Source organism: Micrococcus lylae (assembly GCF_900163825.1).
Classification (GTDB): domain Bacteria; phylum Actinomycetota; class Actinomycetes; order Actinomycetales; family Micrococcaceae; genus Micrococcus; species Micrococcus lylae.
Map to the genome: position 1 here is coordinate 36,911 of NZ_FUKP01000012.1, position 17,983 is coordinate 54,893.

17 protein-coding genes, 4 tRNA genes, 1 pseudogene and 1 riboswitch are annotated in these 17,983 nt (G+C 74.2%); of the genes and pseudogenes, 5 read left to right on the forward strand and 17 right to left on the reverse strand.

The features are described 5' to 3' along the window. Window positions 1–4: 4 nt before the first annotated feature. The 3 genes from FM125_RS01695 to hisI form a co-directional block, all read right to left on the reverse strand. On the reverse strand, window positions 5–655 hold the full coding sequence (locus FM125_RS01695; RefSeq protein WP_227718795.1) for a Trp biosynthesis-associated membrane protein: 651 nt from the start codon (window positions 653–655) through the stop codon (window positions 5–7). After that, the gene (locus tag FM125_RS01700) at window positions 652–2,208 is read right to left on the reverse strand and encodes a chorismate-binding protein (RefSeq protein ID WP_180525293.1); all 1,557 of its coding nucleotides are present in this window, start codon (window positions 2,206–2,208) and stop codon (window positions 652–654) included. Before FM125_RS01700 ends, FM125_RS01695 begins: the two co-directional genes overlap by 4 nt. Window positions 2,209–2,270: 62 nt before the next feature. Next, a complete protein-coding gene (hisI, locus tag FM125_RS01705) occupies window positions 2,271–2,711 on the reverse strand; it encodes a phosphoribosyl-AMP cyclohydrolase (RefSeq protein WP_087133446.1) in 441 nt (146 codons plus the stop codon). 65 nt (window positions 2,712–2,776) lie between these two features. Between hisI and FM125_RS01710 the strand changes: the two genes are divergently transcribed. Further along, a complete protein-coding gene (locus FM125_RS01710) occupies window positions 2,777–3,607 on the forward strand; it encodes a maleylpyruvate isomerase family mycothiol-dependent enzyme (RefSeq protein WP_143745180.1) in 831 nt (276 codons plus the stop codon). A gap of 63 nt (window positions 3,608–3,670) precedes the next feature. Here the strand turns inward: FM125_RS01710 and hisF are convergent, their stop codons facing one another. The 12 genes and pseudogenes from hisF to FM125_RS01770 all read right to left on the reverse strand — a co-directional run bounded on the left by hisF (window position 3,671) and on the right by FM125_RS01770 (window position 15,188). Beyond that, window positions 3,671–4,441 carry an imidazole glycerol phosphate synthase subunit HisF gene (gene hisF / locus FM125_RS01715; protein ID WP_087133447.1) on the reverse strand — a complete coding sequence of 257 codons (771 nt, stop codon included), beginning with the start codon at window positions 4,439–4,441 and terminating at the stop codon, window positions 3,671–3,673. Window positions 4,442–4,466: 25 nt separating this feature from the next. Next, window positions 4,467–5,315 carry an ATP phosphoribosyltransferase gene (hisG, locus tag FM125_RS01720; RefSeq protein WP_087133448.1) on the reverse strand — a complete coding sequence of 283 codons (849 nt, stop codon included), beginning with the start codon at window positions 5,313–5,315 and terminating at the stop codon, window positions 4,467–4,469. Window positions 5,316–5,335: 20 nt separating this feature from the next. Next, window positions 5,336–5,599 carry a phosphoribosyl-ATP diphosphatase gene (locus FM125_RS01725; RefSeq protein WP_087133477.1) on the reverse strand — a complete coding sequence of 88 codons (264 nt, stop codon included), beginning with the start codon at window positions 5,597–5,599 and terminating at the stop codon, window positions 5,336–5,338. Between the two features lie 80 nt (window positions 5,600–5,679). Continuing rightward, window positions 5,680–6,390 (reverse strand): nicotinamide riboside transporter PnuC, encoded by a 711-nt coding sequence (gene pnuC, locus FM125_RS01730; protein ID WP_087133449.1) that lies wholly within the window; start codon window positions 6,388–6,390, stop codon window positions 5,680–5,682. A gap of 122 nt (window positions 6,391–6,512) precedes the next feature. Further along, a pseudogene (gene ribH / locus FM125_RS01735) lies at window positions 6,513–6,974 on the reverse strand (6,7-dimethyl-8-ribityllumazine synthase); the annotation flags it as partial. Next, window positions 6,971–8,320 carry a 3,4-dihydroxy-2-butanone-4-phosphate synthase gene (ribB, locus tag FM125_RS01740; RefSeq protein ID WP_083315213.1) on the reverse strand — a complete coding sequence of 450 codons (1,350 nt, stop codon included), beginning with the start codon at window positions 8,318–8,320 and terminating at the stop codon, window positions 6,971–6,973. The pseudogene ribH and the gene ribB, both read right to left, overlap by 4 nt. Further along, a complete protein-coding gene (locus FM125_RS01745; RefSeq protein ID WP_067188890.1) occupies window positions 8,317–9,036 on the reverse strand; it encodes a riboflavin synthase in 720 nt (239 codons plus the stop codon). Before FM125_RS01745 ends, ribB begins: the two co-directional genes overlap by 4 nt. A gap of 4 nt (window positions 9,037–9,040) precedes the next feature. After that, window positions 9,041–10,156, reverse strand: coding sequence for a bifunctional diaminohydroxyphosphoribosylaminopyrimidine deaminase/5-amino-6-(5-phosphoribosylamino)uracil reductase RibD (gene ribD / locus FM125_RS01750; protein ID WP_087133451.1), 1,116 nt, complete (start codon window positions 10,154–10,156; stop codon window positions 9,041–9,043). A 117-nt stretch (window positions 10,157–10,273) separates the two neighbouring features. Next, window positions 10,274–10,423: riboswitch (FMN riboswitch) on the reverse strand. Window positions 10,424–10,445: 22 nt separating this feature from the next. After that, the gene (rpe, locus tag FM125_RS01755; RefSeq protein WP_070638222.1) at window positions 10,446–11,135 is read right to left on the reverse strand and encodes a ribulose-phosphate 3-epimerase; all 690 of its coding nucleotides are present in this window, start codon (window positions 11,133–11,135) and stop codon (window positions 10,446–10,448) included. Between the two features lie 52 nt (window positions 11,136–11,187). After that, entirely contained in the window at window positions 11,188–12,762 is a 1,575-nt protein-coding gene (locus FM125_RS01760; RefSeq protein WP_087133452.1) for an RsmB/NOP family class I SAM-dependent RNA methyltransferase, read from the reverse strand. Then, a complete protein-coding gene (locus FM125_RS01765) occupies window positions 12,759–13,817 on the reverse strand; it encodes a methionyl-tRNA formyltransferase (RefSeq protein WP_070638352.1) in 1,059 nt (352 codons plus the stop codon). Before FM125_RS01765 ends, FM125_RS01760 begins: the two co-directional genes overlap by 4 nt. 393 nt (window positions 13,818–14,210) lie before the next feature. Beyond that, complete coding sequence (locus FM125_RS01770) at window positions 14,211–15,188, reverse strand: cytochrome (RefSeq protein WP_070638216.1); 978 nt, start codon at window positions 15,186–15,188, stop codon at window positions 14,211–14,213. A gap of 191 nt (window positions 15,189–15,379) precedes the next feature. On the opposite strand from FM125_RS01770, the gene FM125_RS01775 reads away from it, so the two are divergent. The 4 genes from FM125_RS01775 to FM125_RS01790 all read left to right on the forward strand — a co-directional run bounded on the left by FM125_RS01775 (window position 15,380) and on the right by FM125_RS01790 (window position 15,778). Continuing rightward, window positions 15,380–15,453: transfer RNA gene (locus FM125_RS01775), tRNA-Gly, on the forward strand. 19 nt (window positions 15,454–15,472) lie between these two features. Beyond that, window positions 15,473–15,543 (forward strand) — tRNA-Cys (locus FM125_RS01780). 54 nt (window positions 15,544–15,597) lie between these two features. After that, window positions 15,598–15,669 (forward strand) — tRNA-Val (locus FM125_RS01785). Window positions 15,670–15,701: 32 nt separating this feature from the next. Beyond that, window positions 15,702–15,778 (forward strand) — tRNA-Gly (locus FM125_RS01790). Between the two features lie 116 nt (window positions 15,779–15,894). On the opposite strand, the gene FM125_RS11910 is transcribed toward FM125_RS01790, so the two are convergent. Next, on the reverse strand, window positions 15,895–16,866 hold the full coding sequence (locus FM125_RS11910) for a hypothetical protein (protein WP_070638214.1): 972 nt from the start codon (window positions 16,864–16,866) through the stop codon (window positions 15,895–15,897). 30 nt (window positions 16,867–16,896) lie between these two features. Next, window positions 16,897–17,964, reverse strand: coding sequence for a cell division protein ZapE (gene zapE / locus FM125_RS01800; RefSeq protein WP_087133454.1), 1,068 nt, complete (start codon window positions 17,962–17,964; stop codon window positions 16,897–16,899). Window positions 17,965–17,983 lie beyond the last annotated feature (19 nt).

Consider the following 17,983-nt stretch of genomic DNA (forward strand, 5'->3'; position numbering starts at 1 on the left):
GCGATCAGCCGGTGGGGTCGTTGCCGGCCGAGAGCTCGTCCCAGGCGTCCATGGGATCGAGCTCCTCCTCGTCGCCGTCCGCTCCCCCGCTGCCTTCCCCGGCACCCCGACGCCGGCCCTCGCCCGCCGCCCGGGCCTCGCCGTCGCCGGTCGGCAGGGCACCGCCGCCCTCCGCGGCGGGCGCCTCGAAGCGGCGGCTGTGGGACCAGCGGCCCCCGGCCACCAGGGAGGCCAGGCCGGCGAGGACGGCGAGGATGCCGCCGGCGACGGCGATCCACGGCCAGAAGGTCACGGTGTAGGCGGCGGCGGCCTCGGTGGTGCCGGTGGCCGCGGAGACGGCGGGCGCGGCGGCCGCGGCGGGGTCGAGGACCGCCTGCCCGGCCGTGACGGCGAGAGCGGCCCCGGCGAGGACGAGCAGCATGCCCACGACCCAGCGGCCGATGCGGCGGGCGATGGTCAGGGCGAGTCCGGCGGCGAGGACGACGAAGGCCATGGCACTGATGACACCCGAGGCGTCGGATCCGTCCGCGGTGACCTCGGCGACGGCGCCGGAACCCAGGCGCGTGGCGTGGACCCAGGTCTGCCCGGCGGCGAGCAACACGAGTCCTCCGGCGGCCAGGGCGGCGAGGACGACGGTGCGGCGGCCCAGGCTCATGCGAGCTCCTCCATCTCGGACGCGGTCAGCACGGCACGCAGCGGCGCCGTGGCCTTGGTGACGGTCTCGTCGGCCTCGGACTGGGGCACGGAGTCGGCCACGATGCCGGCTCCGGCCTGCACATGGGCCTGCCCGCGGTGCAGGGTCACGGAACGGATGTTGATGGCCATGTCCATGCTCCCGGCGAGGTCGAAGTATCCGACCACACCGCCGTAGGGGCCGCGCCGGGTGGGCTCCCACCGATCCAGCAGCCGCAGCGCACGCGGCTTCGGCGCCCCGGAGAGGGTCCCGGCCGGGAAGGCGGACTTCAGCACATCCAGGGAGCTGCGGCCGGCGGCCACATCACCCTCGACGTGGGAGACGAGGTGGAGGATGTGGCTGAATGCCTCGACCTGCATGAACTGGGAGACGTTCACCGTGCCCGGCGTGCAGACCCGGGAGAGGTCGTTGCGGGACAGGTCCACCAGCATGACGTGCTCGGCCCGCTCCTTCTCGTCCTCGGCCAGCTCCTTGGACAGCAGCGCATCGTCCTCGGCGGTGCGGCCGCGGCGCCGGGAGCCGGCGATCGGGTGGGTGACCACGTGCCGGTCCTGCACGGTCACGAGGGCCTCCGGAGAGGATCCGACGATCTGATAGGGCTCGCCCTCGGGGGTCTCGAAGGTGAACAGGTACATGTAGGGGCTCGGGTTCACCATGCGCAGCACGCGGTAGACCGCCAGCCCGTCGGCCTGCGTGTCCACGCTGAAGCGGCGGGAGACGACGGCCTGGAAGACCTCGCCGTCCACGATGGCCTCCTTGGCCTTCGCGACGGCGTCCGTGAAGCCGTCGTCGCCCCAGCGGTCCTCGGCCTCGGCCGCGACCTGCTCGGCGGTGGCCGTCAGCCAGCGGCCCGGGACGGCGGTGACCGGGTCGTCCACGCCGGCGGAGAGCTTCGCGGACATGGCCTCCAGGCGGGCGACGGCGTCGTCGTAGGCGGCGTCCGCGCCGGTGGCCAGGCCGTTCACGTTGATCGCGTTGGCCACGAGCGTGATGGTGCCCTCGGCGGCGTCGTGGACCGCGAGGTCGGTGACGAGGTTCATCGCCAGCTCGGGCAGGCCCAGGTGGTCCTCCGGGCCGTCCGGCAGGTGCTCGAGGTGGCGGATGACGTCCCAGCCGAGGAAGCCGGTGAGGCCGGAGAGGAAGTGGGGCAGCCCGTCGCCCACACGAGAGCGCACCCCGGTGCCCAGGGCGGCCAGGGTCTGCTCGAGGACCTCCAGGGCGTCGCCCTCGGCGGGCAGGCCGGCCGGCGGGGTGCCCTGCCAGTGGGCCTGCTGTCCGACGGCGGTGAGGGTGGCGACGGAGCCGGCGCCGATGAAGCTGTAGCGCGACCAGACCCCGCCGGGTGCGGCGGACTCCATGAGGAAGGTGCCGGGCCGGTCGTCCGCAAGGCGGCGGTACAGGGCCAACGGGGTGAGGCCGTCGGCCAGGACGGTGCGGATCACGGGGATGACGCGGGCCTCACCGGCGAGGGCGAGGAACCGTTCGCGGGACGGGTGCACGGCCCCGGTGGGCACGCGGGCGGCGGCGAGGGCCTCCTGTGAGACGGTCGCGTCGGTGCGGGTGTCGGTGTGCTGGCTCACGCGGTCTCTCCTCGGTTCTCGTCGGCGGCGGATCGGTCGGACCGCGGGTCGGCCGGCTCGGCGACGACGCGGCCGGTGAAGCAGGACGCGGTCCCCGTGTGGCAGGCGGGCCCGGTCTGGTCCACCTGCAGCAGCAGGGTGTCCCGGTCGCAGTCGGCGGCCACGGAGAGCACGCGCTGCAGGTGTCCGGAGGTCGCGCCCTTGCGCCAGAGCTCTGCGCGGGAGCGGGACCAGTAGGTGGCCCAGCCGGTCTCCAGGGTGAGCCGCAGGGACTCGGCGTCCATCCACGCCATCATGAGGACCTCACCGGTGTCATGCTGCTGCGCGATGGCCGGCACCAGCCCGTCGGCGGTGAAGGACAGGCTCTCGACCAGGGCGGCGACGTCGTCGCCGGACGGGGGCGTGGAGGCGGTGGACGACGTGGAGGCGGTGGTCATCCCGCCATTCTACGGGCGTCGACGGGCCCTGCCGGGGCCCGGAGACACCGTGCTACGTTGAGGCGGTGACTGCCTCCGACCACCCCCAGCAGGGTCCCGGCGACGCCGTGACCGAGACCGACTACGCCGCCGCCTCGCGCGCCGCCCTGGTCGAGGCGCTGACGCATGCCGGACCGGGGCAGCCGACGCTCTGCGAGGGCTGGCGGACCGAACACCTGGCCGCACACATCGTGCTGCGCGAGACCTCCCCGCTGGCCGTCGGACTGCTGCTCCCACCGGCGGCGAAGCGACTGCAGGAGAAGACGATCGCCCTCGGCGACGCCCACGCGGACGAGGCCGGCTATGCCCGGCTGGTGGAGCGTGTGGCCGCCGGTCCGCTGGAGGGTTCCCTCGGGCAGCGGGCCCAGGACGACGGCCCCGTCGACTCCGGCGCCCACGGCACCGCCGACGCCTCACCGGAGGCGGGCGGCCGTCGTCGCAGTCGAGGGCGCGTCGCCGGCCTGGTCAGCCGTGCCGCGGCACTGCTGCGCCGCACCCCGATGGGTACGACCGTGGCCGACGAGGTGCAGCTGCTGGAGTTCTTCGTGCACACCGAGGACGTGCGCCGTGCGAAGGACCGCTGGGCCCCGCGCATCCTCGCCGACGACTACGCGGACACGCTCTACACGCATCTGAAGCGCCGCGCGAAGCTGCTCTACCGGTCCGAGGAGACCGGGATCGAGCTGGAGCGTCGGGCGCGTCCGGCCTCGCGCGTGGACAACTCCCCCGTCATAGTGAAGGCCCCCGGCGACGACGGCCGGTCCGTGCACGTGGCCGGCCCCGCCGGCGAGCTCGTCATGCACGCCTTCGGCCGCCGCACGGCCGCCCTGGTCCTCGAGGACGTCGTCGACGCCTGAGCCGAGGGCACTCGGCGTGGACGCGGCGACCGCCGGGGTCCGTCCACGCAGGCCGCGACGCGCTCAGCGCACCACGTGCCCGGCCTTGCGCAGGGCGTCCTTGACGGAGCCCATCATGTGGTCCGGGCCGAAGTGGAAGATGGAGGCGGCCAGGACCGCGTCGGCGCCCGCGGCGACGGCCGGCGGGAAGTGCTCCGGACGGCCGGCGCCGCCGGAGGCGATGAGCGGCACCCGGGTCACCGCGCGCACGTCGCGGATCATCTCGAGGTCGAAGCCGTCCCGGGTGCCGTCGGCGTCGATCGAGTTCAGGAGGATCTCCCCCACGCCACGCTCGGCGGCCTCGCGGCACCAGGCGACGGCGTCCAGGCCGGTGCCGGTGCGGCCGCCGTGGGTGGTGACCTCGTAGCCGGAGGGGCAGCCCGGGTCCGCGGTGCGGCGGGCGTCCAGGGACAGGACAAGCACCTGGGCGCCGAAGCGGCGGGTGATCTGCGTGATGACCTCCGGCCGGGCGACGGCCGCGGTGTTGATGGAGGCCTTGTCTGCGCCGAGGCGCAGCAGCCGTGCCACGTCCTGCTCCGTGCGCACTCCGCCGCCGACGGTGAGCGGGATGAAGACCTCCTCGGCGGTGCGGGTCACCACGTCGGCGGTGGTCTGCCGGTCCGCGGTGGAGGCGGTGACGTCCAGGAAGGTCAGCTCGTCTGCGCCGGCGGCGTTGTAGCGGCGGGCCAGCTCCACCGGGTCGCCGGCGTCCCGCAGGTTCTCGAAGTTGACGCCCTTGACGACGCGGCCGGCGTCCACGTCCAGGCAGGGGATGACTCGGACGGCGACGGTCATGGTGGGGCTCCTGTGGGTCGACGGCTCAGAGACGGATGGCGTGGATCTCGGACACGAGGATGGCGCGGGCGCCGAGAACGTACAGCTCGTCCATGACGCGGTGGACGTCGTCCTTCTGGACCATGGAGCGGACGGCGACCATGGACTCGTCCTGCAGCGGCGAGATGGTCGGGGACTCCAGCCCGGGGGTGACGGCGGTGGCCTGCTCGAGCAGGGACTTGTCCACGTCGTAGTCGATCATCAGCCAGCGACGGGCGACCAGGACGCCCTGCAGGCGGCGCAGGAGGACGTCGAGGCCCTCGGGGTGCTTGCCGTTCTGGCCGATCATGATGGCCTCGGAGGCGAGGATCGGCTCGCCGAAGACCTCCATGCCGGCGGCACGCAGGGTGTTGCCGGTCTCCACCACGTCGGCGATCGCGTCGGCGACGCCGAGGGAGACGGCTGATTCGACGGCGCCGTCCAGGTGGACGATCTCGGCGTCGAGGCCGATCTTCTCCAGGTAGGCGGCGAGCAGGCCGTCGTAGCTGGTGGCGATCCGTTTCCCGGCCAGCTCCGCGGTGGCGGTGAAGGTGCCGGCCGGGGCGGCCAGACGGAAGGTGGAGGCGCCGAAGCCGAGGGCCATGATCTCCTCGGCCGTGTCCTTCACACGCGCGTCGGCGAACAGGTCGCGGCCGGTCAGGCCGACGTCGAGGGACCCCTGGCCGACGTACACGGCGATGTCGCGGGGACGCAGGTAGAAGAACTCGACCTGGTTCTCCGGGTCCACGAGGACGAGCTCGCGGGACGAGCGGCGCTGGTGGTAGCCGGCCTCGGTGAGGATCTCGATGGCCAGTTCGGACAGGGCGCCCTTGTTGGGGACGGCGATGCGGAGCATGGGGGGTGTCCTTCCTGGACTCAGAGGTGGCGGTAGACGTCCTCGAGGGTGAGGCCCTTGGCGATCATCATCACCTGCAGGTGGTAGAGCAGCTGCGAGATCTCCTCGGCGGCGGCCTCGTCGGTCTCGTGTTCGCAGGCCATCCAGACCTCGGCGGCCTCCTCCACGACCTTCTTGCCGATCTGATGGATGCCGGCTTCCAGCTCGGCCACGGTCTGTGAGCCGGCGGGACGTTCCCGGGCCTTGCAGGTCAGTTCGTCGAAGAGGGTGTCGAAGGTCTTCACGGGGGCCAGCGTAGCGAGGCCGGGCACCGCGGGTGCGGTGCCCGGTCTCTATGTGACGCGCAGCGGAGCGAGAACGCCGGTCAGCGGGCGGCGTGCTCCTCCTCCGGGCCGTCCGGCAGGAGCGTCTCCACGTGGGGCTTCTCGTGGGCCTTGGCGCGCACCCAGACGAAGAACCCGATGAGGGTGAACACCCCGTAGAAGAGGTACATGAAGGCGGAGGCGTAGTAGCCGGAGGACCACAGCAGCGGCACACCCACGACGTCCACGGCCACCCAGATGAGCCAGAACTCGACCCAGCCCTTGGCCATGCCGTAGGTGGCCAGCAGCGAGCCGACGAAGGTCCAGGCGTCCGCCCACACCGGCTCCCAGGAGCCGAGGGCCCGGAACACCGGGGTCAGGGCGATCGTGCCCACGACCATGCCGAGCGCCAGGAAGGTGCGGCCGCCCCAGCCGGCCCACTCCGGGGTGATGGCGCCGCCGTCCTGACCGCCGCCGTGCGCCTGGGACCGGCGCCAGCGGACCCAGCCGTAGACCGAGACGGCAATGAACATGACCTGACGGCCGGCCTGCCCGAGCAGCGTGGCATGGTCGGCGCCGCCGAACAGGGAGGACAGGAACACGGTCAGCAGGATCAGGTTGCCGATGATGCCCACCGGCCACGCCCAGACCTTGCGACGCATGCCGCCGAGGGCCGAGGCGAGCCCGAAGACGTTGCCGACGACCTCGCGGACGAGCAGGCCGCCTCCGCCGACGGGGATGTACCAGTTGAACAGGTCCACGAGCCACTGCATCAGGCGGTCGCCTCCTCGGCGTCGGCGGTGGCGTCGGCCGTCGGCCCGGGGGCGGTGGCGTCGGCCGTCGGCCCGGGGGCGGTCTCGCCGGCATGCGGGGCCGGGGCCGCGCCGGAGACCGCTCGCAGGGCGAGCTCGGTGAGCACGGCGGCCTCGAGGGCCTCACGGCCCTTGTCCTCGCGGGAGCCGGGCAGGCCCGCCCGGTCGATCGCCTGCTGCTCGGTGTCCACGGTGAGGACGCCGAAACCGACCGGCACGCCGGTGCGGACGGAGACCTCGGTGACGCCCTGGGTCACGGCGGAGCAGACGTAGTCGAAGTGGGGGGTGTCCCCTCGGACGACGACCCCCAGGACCACGACGACGTCGTGGGTGCGGGTCAGGCGGGCGGCGGCCACGGTGAGCTCGACGGTGCCGGGGACGCGGACGAGGTCCGCCTCGAGGCCGAAGTCCGCGGCAGCGGCCTGTGCGCCGGAGACGAGGCCGTCCATGATCTGCTCGTGCCACTGGGCGGCGACGATGGCGACCCGCAGGCCGGCGGCGGCCTCGCGGTCGTGGGTGAAGGTCGGGGCTCCTGCTCCGCTCATGCGTGGTGCTCCTCGGTCTCGGAGGGACGGGTGATGGCGCCGGCGGCGTCCGCGGGGGACGGCGTCAGCGGGTCTGCGGGGCGGCCGGGGATCTCCGGGGCGCTCTCGCCGAGGGCCGGCAGGTGGCCCATGCGCTCGCGCTTGGCGGCGAGGTAGGCGCGGTTGTGCTCGTTCTCCGGTGCCGGGGCGGGGACGCGCTCAACGACGTCGATGCCCGCCCGGCGCAGCGCCGTGAGCTTCACCGGGTTGTTGGTCACCAGCCGGACGCAGGTGATCCCGGCGTCGGCGAGGATCCGGGCCGCGGCGCGGAAGTCGCGGCCCTCGGCGGGCAACCCGAGGGCGAGGTTGGCGTCCACGGTGTCGAGTCCCTGCTCCTGCAGACGGTAGGCGCGGACCTTGTTGGCCAGGCCGATGCCGCGCCCCTCGTGGCCGCGCAGGTAGAGGACGGCGCCGCCGTGCCGGGCGGTGGCCTCCAGCGACCGCTGCAGCTGGGGGCCGCAGTCGCAGCGCAGGGAGCCGAGGACGTCGCCGGTGAGGCACTCGGAGTGCACGCGGACGGTCACGGGGCCGGCGGACGGATCGAGGTCCGGGGAGGTGAGCAGCACGTGCTCGGCGCCGGTGGCGGGGTCCGGGTGCACGGCGATCCGCAGGGGCCCGCGGGCCGTGGGCAGGCAGGCCTCGGCGGGCACGTCGTCGATCCGGGTGAGGAAGTCGGCCAGGTCCTCGATGGAGACAAGGACGAGGCCGTGCTCGTCCGCGAACTCGCGGAGGGCGGGCAGTCGCATCATGGTGCCGTCGTCGTGGGTGAGTTCGGCGATGGCCGCCACCGGGGCGAGGCCCGCCAGGCGGCAGAGCTCCACGCCGGCCTCGGTGTGGCCCGCCCGCTCGCGGACGCCGCCGTCCACCGCGCGCAGCGGGAAGACGTGGCCGGGGCGGGTGAGGTCGCCGGCCGCGGAGCCGGGGTGGGCCAGCACGCGGAGGGTGCGGGCGCGGTCGGCGGCGCTGATGCCGGTGGTGACGCCTGCCGCCGCGTCCACGGACACGGTGTAGGCGGTGCCCTTGGGGTCCTCGTTGGTGTCGGTCATCGGCGGCAGCGCGAGCCGCTCGGCCCAGGCCGCCGGCATCGGGGTGCACAGCACGCCGGAGGTGTGACGGATCGTGAAGGCGGTCAGCTCGGCGGTGGCCCGGGAGGCGGCGAAGATCAGGTCGCCCTCGTTCTCCCGGTCCTCGTCGTCCACCACGACGACGGCCCGTCCCGCGGCGATCGCGGCGATCGCCTCCTCGACGGGGTCGAGGCGGACGGGGTCGACACCGACGGTCTGCTGCAGGTCCTGTCCGTGGCTCATGCGCGCTCCTCCTCGTGTGCCGGCTTCGCCTGTTCTGCCGGCTGCGCCTGGTCTGGCGGCTCCTCCTGGTCTGCCGGTGCCGTGGCGTCCCGCGGTGCGGGGATCTGGGCGAGGCGCTCGGCATAGCGGGCCATCACGTCGGTCTCGACGTTGAGCCGGCGGCCGGCCTCGAGCCCGTCGAAGGTCGTGGCGGCGAGGGTGGCCGGGATGAGACCGACCTCGAACCAGTGCTCGGCGGCGTCCGGGGAGGACACCGCGGTGATCGTCAGGGACGCGCCCTGGAGGGCGACGGCCCCCTGGGCGGGCAGGTATCGGGCGAGACGGGCGGGGACGCCGACGCGCACCCGATGCCAGGCGCCCTCGTCCGCGACCTCGAGCACCGTGCCGACGCCGTCCACGTGGCCCTGGACCAGGTGGCCGTCCAGGTGCTGGTGGGGCAGCAGGCACCGCTCCAGGTTGACGCGGGAGCCGGGCGCGAGGTCGCCGAGGGCGGTCATGCGCAGGGTCTGGCCCATCAGGTCGGCGCGGAAGACGCCGGGCTCGGCGTCGGCGTCGTGGAGCGCGGTGAGGCAGACGCCGTCGACGGCCAGCGAGCCGCCCTCGGGCAGGCCGTCGAGCACGCCGGGGGCGTCCACGACGATCGTCGCGACGTCCGCCTCCGGACGGTGCACCAGCTCCCGGACGGTGCCGATGTGCGTGATGATCCCGGTGAACACGGTGTCACTCCTTCCCTGCGGCCGTCGCCGGCCGCAGATGGGTCCAGGTGTCGGGGCCGAGCGGGCGGACCGGGCCGCCCTCGGCGGAGTCCGGGGTCCAGCGCACGGCGTGGGCGAGGGTGTCCACGGCCAGGCCGGACACGGCGGGCAGGCCGGCGCCGAGGAACGTCGGCGCGGTGTAGACGTGCAGCTCGTCGACGAGGTCGGCGGCGATCCAGGCGGCCAGCACGGTGGGACCGCCCTCGATCAGCAGGTGCTCGCATCCGCCGCGGCCGTGCGGCCAGGGGCCGGGGTGGGCGGCGATCGCCGCGAGCACCTCGGCGGGGTCGTGGGAGCGCAGGTGCAGAGGCTCCTCCCCCGCCGCCAGGGCGGGGTGGCCGCGCAGGGCGGCCCCCGCGGGGATCCGACGGTGCCCCATGACCACGGGGACCGGCTGGACGGAGGCGAGGGAGCCGTCGTCGTCCCGGGCGGTGAGCCGGGGGTCGTCCGCGAGCACGGTGCCGGTGCCCACGACGATCGCGTCCACCCGACCGCGCACGGCGTGGGCGTGGGCGCGGGAGGCGGGCGAGGTGATCCACTGGCTGGTGCCGTCCGCGGCGGCGGCGCAGCCGTCGAGGGACTGCGCCAGGTGCGCGGTGACGAAGGGACGGCCCGTGGCGCGGGCGCGACGCCAGCGGTCGGTGAGGGCGAGGGATCCGGCGTGTCCGGTCGGGCCCGACACGTCGAGGCCGGCGGCCCGGAGGGTCTGTGCTCCCCCGCCGGAGGTGCCGGTCGGATCGGCGACGGCGTAGACGAGGCGGCCGATGCCGGCGGCGCGGACGGCGCCGGTGCAGGGTCCGGTCCGCCCGGTGTGGTCGCAGGGTTCGAGGGTGACGTGGAGGGTGCAGGCGGCCGGGTCGACCGCAGCGGCCTGCGGGTCGGTCTCGCGCAGGGCGGCCCAGGCGGCGAGGGCGTCGGCCTCGGCGTGCAGGGTGCCGGCGCCGCGGTGGCGGCCGACGGCGAGGAGCTGTCCGTCGGGAGCGGTCAGGACGGCGCCGACGAGCGGATTGGCGCCCCGGACGCTCTCGAGGGCGGCGGCGACGGCGAGGTCCATGGCGGCCTCGTCCGTGAGGTGCTCCATCTGCGTCCTCCCGTGCGCTCGGCGCTCCGGGTGGCCCTCACCCGGAGGCGCGCTCCGGGGGCATGTGGGGACGGACAGGGCAGGGTGCTGCGAAGAGACCTCTGCCGAGGCGTCGGCTGCGTGCTTCTCCCATCCAGACTCTTACTGTCGGTGCCGGAATTCCACCGGCTCAACCGTCCGCGTGGGCCGGGGCTCTCGCCTGGCTCACGCTCGCGGGTCGCGGACTGTCACCGCCGGTTCGGACTTTCACCGACCCCGGAGCACGTTAGCTGGGATCAAGTATGCCACGTCACGCCCTGCCGTGGGCGCAGGCGTGGGCCGCCGTCTCACGCAGCAAGCGGATGGCCGCGTCCGGGTCGTCCGCGCCGTAGACAGCGGAGCCCGCCACGAAGACGTCGGCGCCGGCCTCGGCGGCGCGGTGGATGGTGTCCGCGTTGACGCCGCCGTCCACCTGGAGGGCGAGCTGACCGCCCAGGTCGTCGACGGCCTTCCGGGCGGCACGGATCTTCGGCAGCACGAGGTCCAGGAACGGCTGGCCGCCGAAGCCGGGCTCGACGGTCATGAGCAGGAGCATGTCCAGCTCCCCCAGCATGCCCAGGTGGGGTTCGAGGGCGGTGCCGGGGTTGAGCGCCATGGCGGCCTTTGCGCCGCGGGCGCGCAGCTCGCGGGCCAGGCGCACCGGGGCCTTGGCGGCCTCGGCGTGGAAGGTCACGGAGGCGGCGCCGGCGTCCACGTAGTCCGGGGCCCAGCGGTCCGGGTCCTCGATCATCAGGTGCAGGTCCAGCGGCAGGTCGGTCGCCTTGCCGATCGCCTCGACCACCGGCAGGCCCAGGGTCAGGTTCGGCACGAAGTGGCCGTCCATGACGTCCACGTGGACGGCGTCGGCGGCGCCGATCCGGCCCAGCTCGTCCGCCAGCCGGGCGAAGTCGGCCGAGAGGATCGACGGGTGCAGGTGGACGGTCGGGGACGTCGCGGTCATGGCGGGCTCCTGTGGTGGGGACGGGCGGAGTATCCGGGTGGGTCCGGCCGGCTCAGGCCGGCTTCCGCACCAGGGCGAGGAACATGGCGTCGGTGCCGTGGCGGTGGGGCCACAGCTGGGCGGTCTTCGTCGCGGGCAGGCCGAGGTCACCCACGGCCACGGACTGCAGCGCCTGTGCCGCGTCGAGCTGCTCGAGCTCCGGGTGGCGGCGCAGCAGGTCCTCGGTCTGGACCACGGTCTCGGCCGGGTGCGGCGAGCAGGTGACGTAGGCGAGGACTCCGCCGGGGACCAGCGCGCCGACGGCGGCGTCCAGCAGCTCGGCCTGCAGGTCCGTGAGGACGGCGAGGTCGGCCGGGGTGCGGCGCCAGCGCGACTCGGGGCGGCGGCGCAGGGCGCCGAGCCCGGTGCACGGGGCGTCGACGAGGATGCGGTCGAAGCCGGGCGCGGCCTCGGGCGCCTCGGAGATCCGGCGGCCGTCGCCGGCGCGGACGGTCCAGGCCCGCTGCGGCACGGCGGTGAGCGCCCCACGGACGAGGTCGGCGCGGTGGTCGGCGACCTCGTTGGCGAGCAGGTGGGCGCCCCGCTCGGCGGCCAGCGCGGCGAGCAGGGCGGCCTTGCCGCCGGGGCCGGCGCAGAGGTCGAGCCAGTGCTCGGTGCCAGACGCGCCCGAGGCGACGGGGCCGTCGTCGTGCGCCTGTCCCCCGAGCGGGACGGAGGCCAGAGCACGGGCGGTGAGCTGGGAGCCGACGTCCTGGACGCGGACGACGCCGTCGCGGACGCCGGGCAGGCGGGCCGCGTCGCCGCCGGCGTGGAGGGCGGCGTCGGGGGCGATGGGGCTGGGCTCGGCGCCGGCCTCCAGGACCGGTCCGATGTCTCCGAGACCGGGCAGCGCGACCACGTTGACCACGGGGGCGGCGTTGTCCGCCTCGAGCAGGTCGGTGAGCTCGGCGGCGTCGGCGCCGTGGCTGACGAGGGCCTGGCGCAGGCCGCGCACGATCCAGGCCGGATGCGAATGGCGGATGCCGAGGGACTTCTCGGAGCCGTCGTCCGGGGCGACGCGCTCGATCCAGTCCTCGCGAGGCGTCTCGGAGATGCGGCGCAGCACGGCGTTGACGAAGCCGGAGGGGCCGGCACCGATCTTCTCGCGGACGAGGGCGACGGTGGCGTCGAGCGCCGCGTGGGCGGGCACCCGCATGCCGAGCAGCTGGTGTGCGCCCAGAAGCAGGGCGTCGAGCACGGGGGCGTCGAGGTCGGCCAGCGGGCGGTCCACGCACTCGGCGAGGATCGCGTCGTACAGGCCGATGCCGCGCAGGGTGCCGTAGGTCAGCTCGGTGGCGAAGCCGGCGTCGCGGCGGTCCAGGCGGCGGGCGTGGATGCGCTGCGGCAGCACGAGGTTGGCGTAGGAGTCGTCCTGGTGGACGGCGCGCACCACGTCGAAGGCGACGGCGCGGGCCGGATCGGCCTGGCGCGAGCGCTGCGACGGCGCGACCGCCGAGTAGTGCCTCCCGGCACCGGAGCGGCCGCGGTTACGGGTGCGGCCCCGGGCGTCGCGGCGGTCCTGACGCCCTCGCCCGCCGCCGCGCCGGTCGTCCCGGCCGGATCCCTGTCCCTGTCGACGATCGCTCATGCGCGGGTCTTCCCTTCGGCGGTGGTGCGGGCGGCGAGGCGGGCCGCGTGGGCGGCCTGCAACTCGGCGGTGTGGTCGGCGAGCTCGGTCCCGGCCAGCAGGCGGGGCGAGCCGGTGGCGCCGCGGGCCCAGTCGGCGGCGGCCATGAGCTTCTTGCCAGACGGCTGGACGCGGGTGAGCTCGAGCGCGCCGGAGCCGGCGCGCAGCCAGGCCCTCTTCGCGGCCACGAGCAGGTCTCCGACGGAGGCGGCGGCCACCTCGGCGGGCAGGTCCTCCTCGGCGTGCGGCAGGACGGCGTCGAGCTTGAAGCGGGTGGGGGCGTCGGCCTGGTCGGCGAGCATCCAGCCCCAGGCGCCGGGCTCCGGGGTGACGCCGTTGACCAGAGCGCCCACGGCTGCGGCGTCTCCGGCGGCGTCGACGAGCCCGTCGGCGTGCGAGAGCTTCTCGGCGTGGGTCGGTTCGCCCTGCTGCGGCGTGGCGACGGCGGTGCCGGCAGAGAGTCCGTCCAGCACCTCGACCACCAGCGGTCCCCCGTCCGCGGCCAGCCCGGCCAGCAGGTCACCGGAGGTCTGGCCTGGTGCGACGTCCCGGTGCATCCTGGCGAAGACCGGGCCGGTGTCCAGGCCCTCCTCGAGCTGGAACACGTCGGCGCCGATGCGGGTCTCGCCGGCCATCATGGCGCGCTGCACGGGGGCGGCGCCGCGCCAGGCAGGCAGCGTGGAGAAATGCAGGTTGAGCCAGCCGTGCTTCGGCACGCCCAGCAGCTCGGCCGGCACGAGCGCACCGTAGGCCACGACGACGGCCACGTCCGCTCCCAGCGCACGGATCGCCTCGGCGGCCTCGGCGCCGGCCTCCCCGCGGAGGCGGTCGGCCTTGACGGTGGGGATGCCGTGGGCCTCGGCGGCCGCGGCCACCGGGGACGGGGTGAGCACCCGCTTGCGGCCCAGCGGGGCGTCCGGCCGGGTCAGCACGCCGACGACCCGGTGGCGGGAGGCCACGAGCGCCTCGAGCACGGGCACCGCGGTCTCGGGCGTGCCTGCGTAGAGGACACGCAGCGGTGCGCCCGCGTCCTGGGCGGACGCCGGCTCGGCCGGCTGGGCGGTGGTCTGCGCAGTCGCCTGCGCGGCGGGCGGGGCGGCGGGGTCAGTCATGGTCTCCTGGGGTGTCTGGCCGGTGGCGCACCGACGGGCGGTGCGGACACGGATGCTGCGGTGGCCGTGGGACGTCGGCGCCTTCCGAGGACGGAGGCGACGAGACGGCCCACGGACAGCATGCCATCCAGGTGGTCCACCGCGCGGTGGAGGCACCGGGCCGGCAGTCAGTCGCCCGGCTCGGGGTCCGGCAGGCCGTCGCCCGGCATAGGGCCCGGCAGGCCGTCGCCCGGCTCGGGCACCTCCTCGTCCTCGGCCCCGGGGCGGGGTCCGACCCGGTGCGGACCGGCAGGCTGGTCATCGGGCTGACGGTCCCTCGGCTCCCGCCGGAGCTGCCGTGGCGGCGTGGGATCCGGCCCGGGACGGCGCCCCGCCGGCCGGTGCGCCGCTGCCGGGGGCTGCGGAATCGGCACCGTTGCCGGCACCGGCACGCTGCACCGGCGGCGGGCCGATCTCACGCAGGGCGGGGCCGGCCTCGGCTGCGGCCTCCTGGTGGGTCCAGAGCTGGCGGAGCGCCCAGAACTTGTGCCAGTGCTGCCTGAGCACGGCGGGGTTGGCCTGGTGCACGGCCACCTCGGTCTCGCCGATGGCCACGCCGAGCAGCATCTCGGCGCCCCCATGGGCCCAGGGCTCCCAGGTGCCGGCCACGGGGTCGACCAGGGACTCCTCGGCCTGCAGGCCGGCCACGAGCTGCATGACCACCTTGGCGTCGAGCGGCTTGACCCGGCCGTCACGGCCGGTGGTCTTGGTCTTGAAGTCGATCAGGCACAGGCGCCCACCGATGCGCGCCACGAGGTCGAGGGTGCCGGCGTAGCCGACGGAGTCGTTCCACACGGTCACCTCCGCCGCCACGGGCTGCACACCGTAGAGGTCCCACCACTCGTCGAAGCGGTCGGCGTAGGCGCCCTCGCCGTGCTGGATCAGCCGCTGACGGCACTCGGCCATGCGGTGCGGCCTGCCGAGGGCGCGGAGGGAGACCTGCTCGGCGTAGTCGTGGACCCGGTCGCCGCGCTCGGCGGCGGCGTCACGGTACTTGGCGGCGGCGTCCGCGTTCTGCCGAGCGATCTGGCGCAGCCGTGCCGAGGAGCCCAGCGCCTGTTCGAGCCGGGCGTCCTTCGTGGCGGCGTCAGCGGCCATCCAACCGACCCAGCCGTCCAGGTCCGCCTTCTCCAGGCCGATGACGGTGGTGATCGACGGCACCTCCGGCAGGCCGCCGAGCTTGCGCGAGTACATGCGCCCGCGCTCTGTGGCGTGGGCGAGGCGTGGCTGGGTCATGGTCCACCATTCTGGCAGGCGGTCCGGACGGGGCGTCGGGTCTCCACAGGTGAGACGGCTGACACCTCCTGCCCTGCAGGGCGCGCCCGCCCCCGATTTGGCATCCGCCGACGACATGGTCTAGAGTTCTTTCTCGTTGGAAAACGCGGCGAGCGGTTCCGATGAGGAAGACGATCGCCGCGTCGATCCATGCGGATGTAGCTCAGTTGGCTAGAGCGCCACCTTGCCAAGGTGGAGGTCGCGGGTTCGAATCCCGTCATCCGCTCGCATGACCTTTCAACCCTGGTCGGGTGGCCGAGAGGCGAGGCAGCGGCCTGCAAAGCCGTATACGCGGGTTCGAATCCCGTCCCGACCTCGCGGCTCCTCCAGAGATGGAAGGAACTGTACTCAGCAGTCGTGAGACTGATGAGCGCGATTGGCGCAGTGGTAGCGCGCTTCCTTGACACGGAAGAGGTCACTGGTTCGAACCCAGTATCGCGCACGGACGGTGGTCTTCAGTGGCCGACCGGTTCTGCGGATGTAGCTCAGTTGGCTAGAGCGCCACCTTGCCAAGGTGGAGGTCGCGGGTTCGAATCCCGTCATCCGCTCCATTCATGTCTGAGGCCCCGTCGGCACCACCGGCTGGGCCTCAGTCGTCCTCGGATCCCATCGCCTCGGCGGTCGTCCCGGCCCCGCGTCTCGGCCGGGCTCTCGATCCGGTCCGCTGTCAGCCGGCGCCCAGCGCCCGCCGCAGCGCCTCCACATCGTCCATCACCTTGTCCGGCGTGTAGTCGAGTCCCTCGGCCAGCTCGTGGTTGAGGATGCGCCCCTGGGCCTGGAGCGCGGAGAAGGCCGCTCCCCCGGCGCCGATCGCGCCGAGCACCGGCACGGCGCGCAGGACCCCGCGGCGCAGCACCACGGAGTGCATGCGGGAGGCGAACCGGGCGAGTACCCGTCGGCAGATCGGTCCGATGACGCTGCGGCGCAGCAGGTCGGCCGGCAGCCCAGCGCCCGCGGCACCTGCCCTGGCACCAGCCCCCGTCCGGGCACCGAAGCCGGCGTCAGCACCGATGCCGGCATCGGCGTCGAGCCCTCCGCCGGTCGACTCGCCTCCGCTGCGTCGACCCCAGTCGCCGTCGCCGTAGCCGACGGGACGTCCGTCGCGCTCGAGGCGCGGACCGGTGAGCCGGACGGCGGCCGCGGCGCCCTCCACCTCCAGCAGGCCGCCGAAGAGCAGGAGAAGCTGCTCGAGCTCCGCGTCGGTCGGCGGGGCGCCCTCGTGGTCGGTGCCGGAGAGCCGGTGCCCGTAGAGATAGGCGAGCTCCTGGGACAGGCGCAGGCCGAAGACGAGCTGCTGCATCACATCGGCGCCGGCGCCGGCGGTCATCGCCACCGGCCCTGCAGGCAGGGCGGACACCACGGCGGCCGACGAGGACCAGGCGGTCAGCTGCAGGACCCGCCGCAGGCCCAGGGCGCGCATCTCGGGCTCGGTGAGCACGGCGGCCAGGCCCTCGGTCAGGACCCGGCGGCGTGCGCCGTCGTCGGGAAGCAGGCCCCGGGCCTGCCTGAGGAGGAATCGCTCCCGGTCCACGCGGACGCCGGGGACGCGGAGGGCACGGCGGACGGCGGCCTCGACGGCCGACAGGGCCTGCCTGCCGTCCGGGTCGGTGCCGCCGGGCGAGGGCACGGAGCCGCTCATCGGCGGTCCCCCGCGCCGGTCACCGCGGCGTCACTTCTCCTCGGCGATGCCGAGCTGGCCCTCGCGGACGAGCGCGGTCATGCGGGAGACGGTGCGGAAGTACTTCTTCATGTATCCGCCGTGCATCATCTCGTGCGTGAACAGCTCGTCGAAGGCGGTGCCGGAGGCGACCACTGGGACGTCCTTGTCATAGAGCCGGTCCGCGAACACCACGAAGCGCAGCGCGGTGGCCTGCTCGGTGATGGTCTCCACGTTGTGGAGGGCGATGACGTCCACGTCCTTGACGAGCTCCCGGTAGCGCGAGGGGTGCACGCGGGAGAGCATCGCGGTGAGGTCGGCGAAGTCGTCCTCGGCCACCACACCGACGTGCGGGAAGTTCTTCGCCACGGTGTCCATGACCTCGGCGTCGTCGAGCGGGGCGGGGGCCTCGGAGAGGCCGCGGTGGCGGTAGTCCTCGCCGTCCACGCGGATCACCTCGAACTGCTCGGCGAGCACCTGGATCTCGCGCTTGAAGTCCTGTGCGGCGAACCGGCCTTCGCCGAGGGCGCCGGGCAGGGTGTTGGAGGTCGCCACGAGGCGGACGCCGGCGTCGGCCAGCTCGCGCATGAGGCGGGACATGAGGACGGTGTCGCCCGGGTCGTCCAGCTCGAACTCGTCGATGCAGACCAGGGTGTACTCCTTGAGCACGTCCACGGCCTTGCGGAAGGACAGGGCGCCGACCAGGTTGGTGTACTCCACGAAGGTGCCGAAGGCCTTCGGGCCCGGGGCGGCGTGCCAGGTGGAGGCGAGCAGGTGGGTCTTGCCGACGCCGAAGCCGCCGTCCAGGTAGATGCCGGCCGGCCCCGCCGCCCGCTTCTTCCCGCCGAACAGGCCGCCGAACAAGCCTCCGGAGCCGCCATGCCCGCCGCGCCCGCCACCGATCGAGGCCGCGAAGTCCTTCAGCCGGTTCACGGCCTCCGCCTGCGACGGATGGGCCGGGTCCGGGATGTAGGTGTCGAAGGACACCTCACCGAAGCGGTAGGACGGCTGGAAGCCGGCGAGCAGTTCGTCTGCCGAGACCTGCGGGGAGCGCTCGGACAGATGGACGGTCTGGGCCACGGCGGACTCCCTTTCCTTC

Coding starts and splice junctions, on each gene's coding strand:
- hisG (WP_087133448.1), bottom strand. CDS start 5,315: ATGCTCCGCATCGCCGTCCCCAACAAGGGCGCCCTGTCCGAACTGGCC.
- FM125_RS01770 (WP_070638216.1), bottom strand. CDS start 15,188: ATGACCCAGCCACGCCTCGCCCACGCCACAGAGCGCGGGCGCATGTAC.
- rpe (WP_070638222.1), bottom strand. CDS start 11,135: ATGACCGCGACGTCCCCGACCGTCCACCTGCACCCGTCGATCCTCTCG.
- FM125_RS01760 (WP_087133452.1), bottom strand. CDS start 12,762: ATGAGCGATCGTCGACAGGGACAGGGATCCGGCCGGGACGACCGGCGC.
- pnuC (WP_087133449.1), bottom strand. CDS start 6,390: ATGCAGTGGCTCGTGGACCTGTTCAACTGGTACATCCCCGTCGGCGGA.
- FM125_RS01695 (WP_227718795.1), bottom strand. CDS start 655: ATGAGCCTGGGCCGCCGCACCGTCGTCCTCGCCGCCCTGGCCGCCGGA.
- ribD (WP_087133451.1), bottom strand. CDS start 10,156: ATGGAGCACCTCACGGACGAGGCCGCCATGGACCTCGCCGTCGCCGCC.
- hisI (WP_087133446.1), bottom strand. CDS start 2,711: ATGACCACCGCCTCCACGTCGTCCACCGCCTCCACGCCCCCGTCCGGC.
- hisF (WP_087133447.1), bottom strand. CDS start 4,441: ATGACCGTCGCCGTCCGAGTCATCCCCTGCCTGGACGTGGACGCCGGC.
- ribB (WP_083315213.1), bottom strand. CDS start 8,320: ATGAGCCACGGACAGGACCTGCAGCAGACCGTCGGTGTCGACCCCGTC.
- FM125_RS11910 (WP_070638214.1), bottom strand. CDS start 16,866: ATGAGCGGCTCCGTGCCCTCGCCCGGCGGCACCGACCCGGACGGCAGG.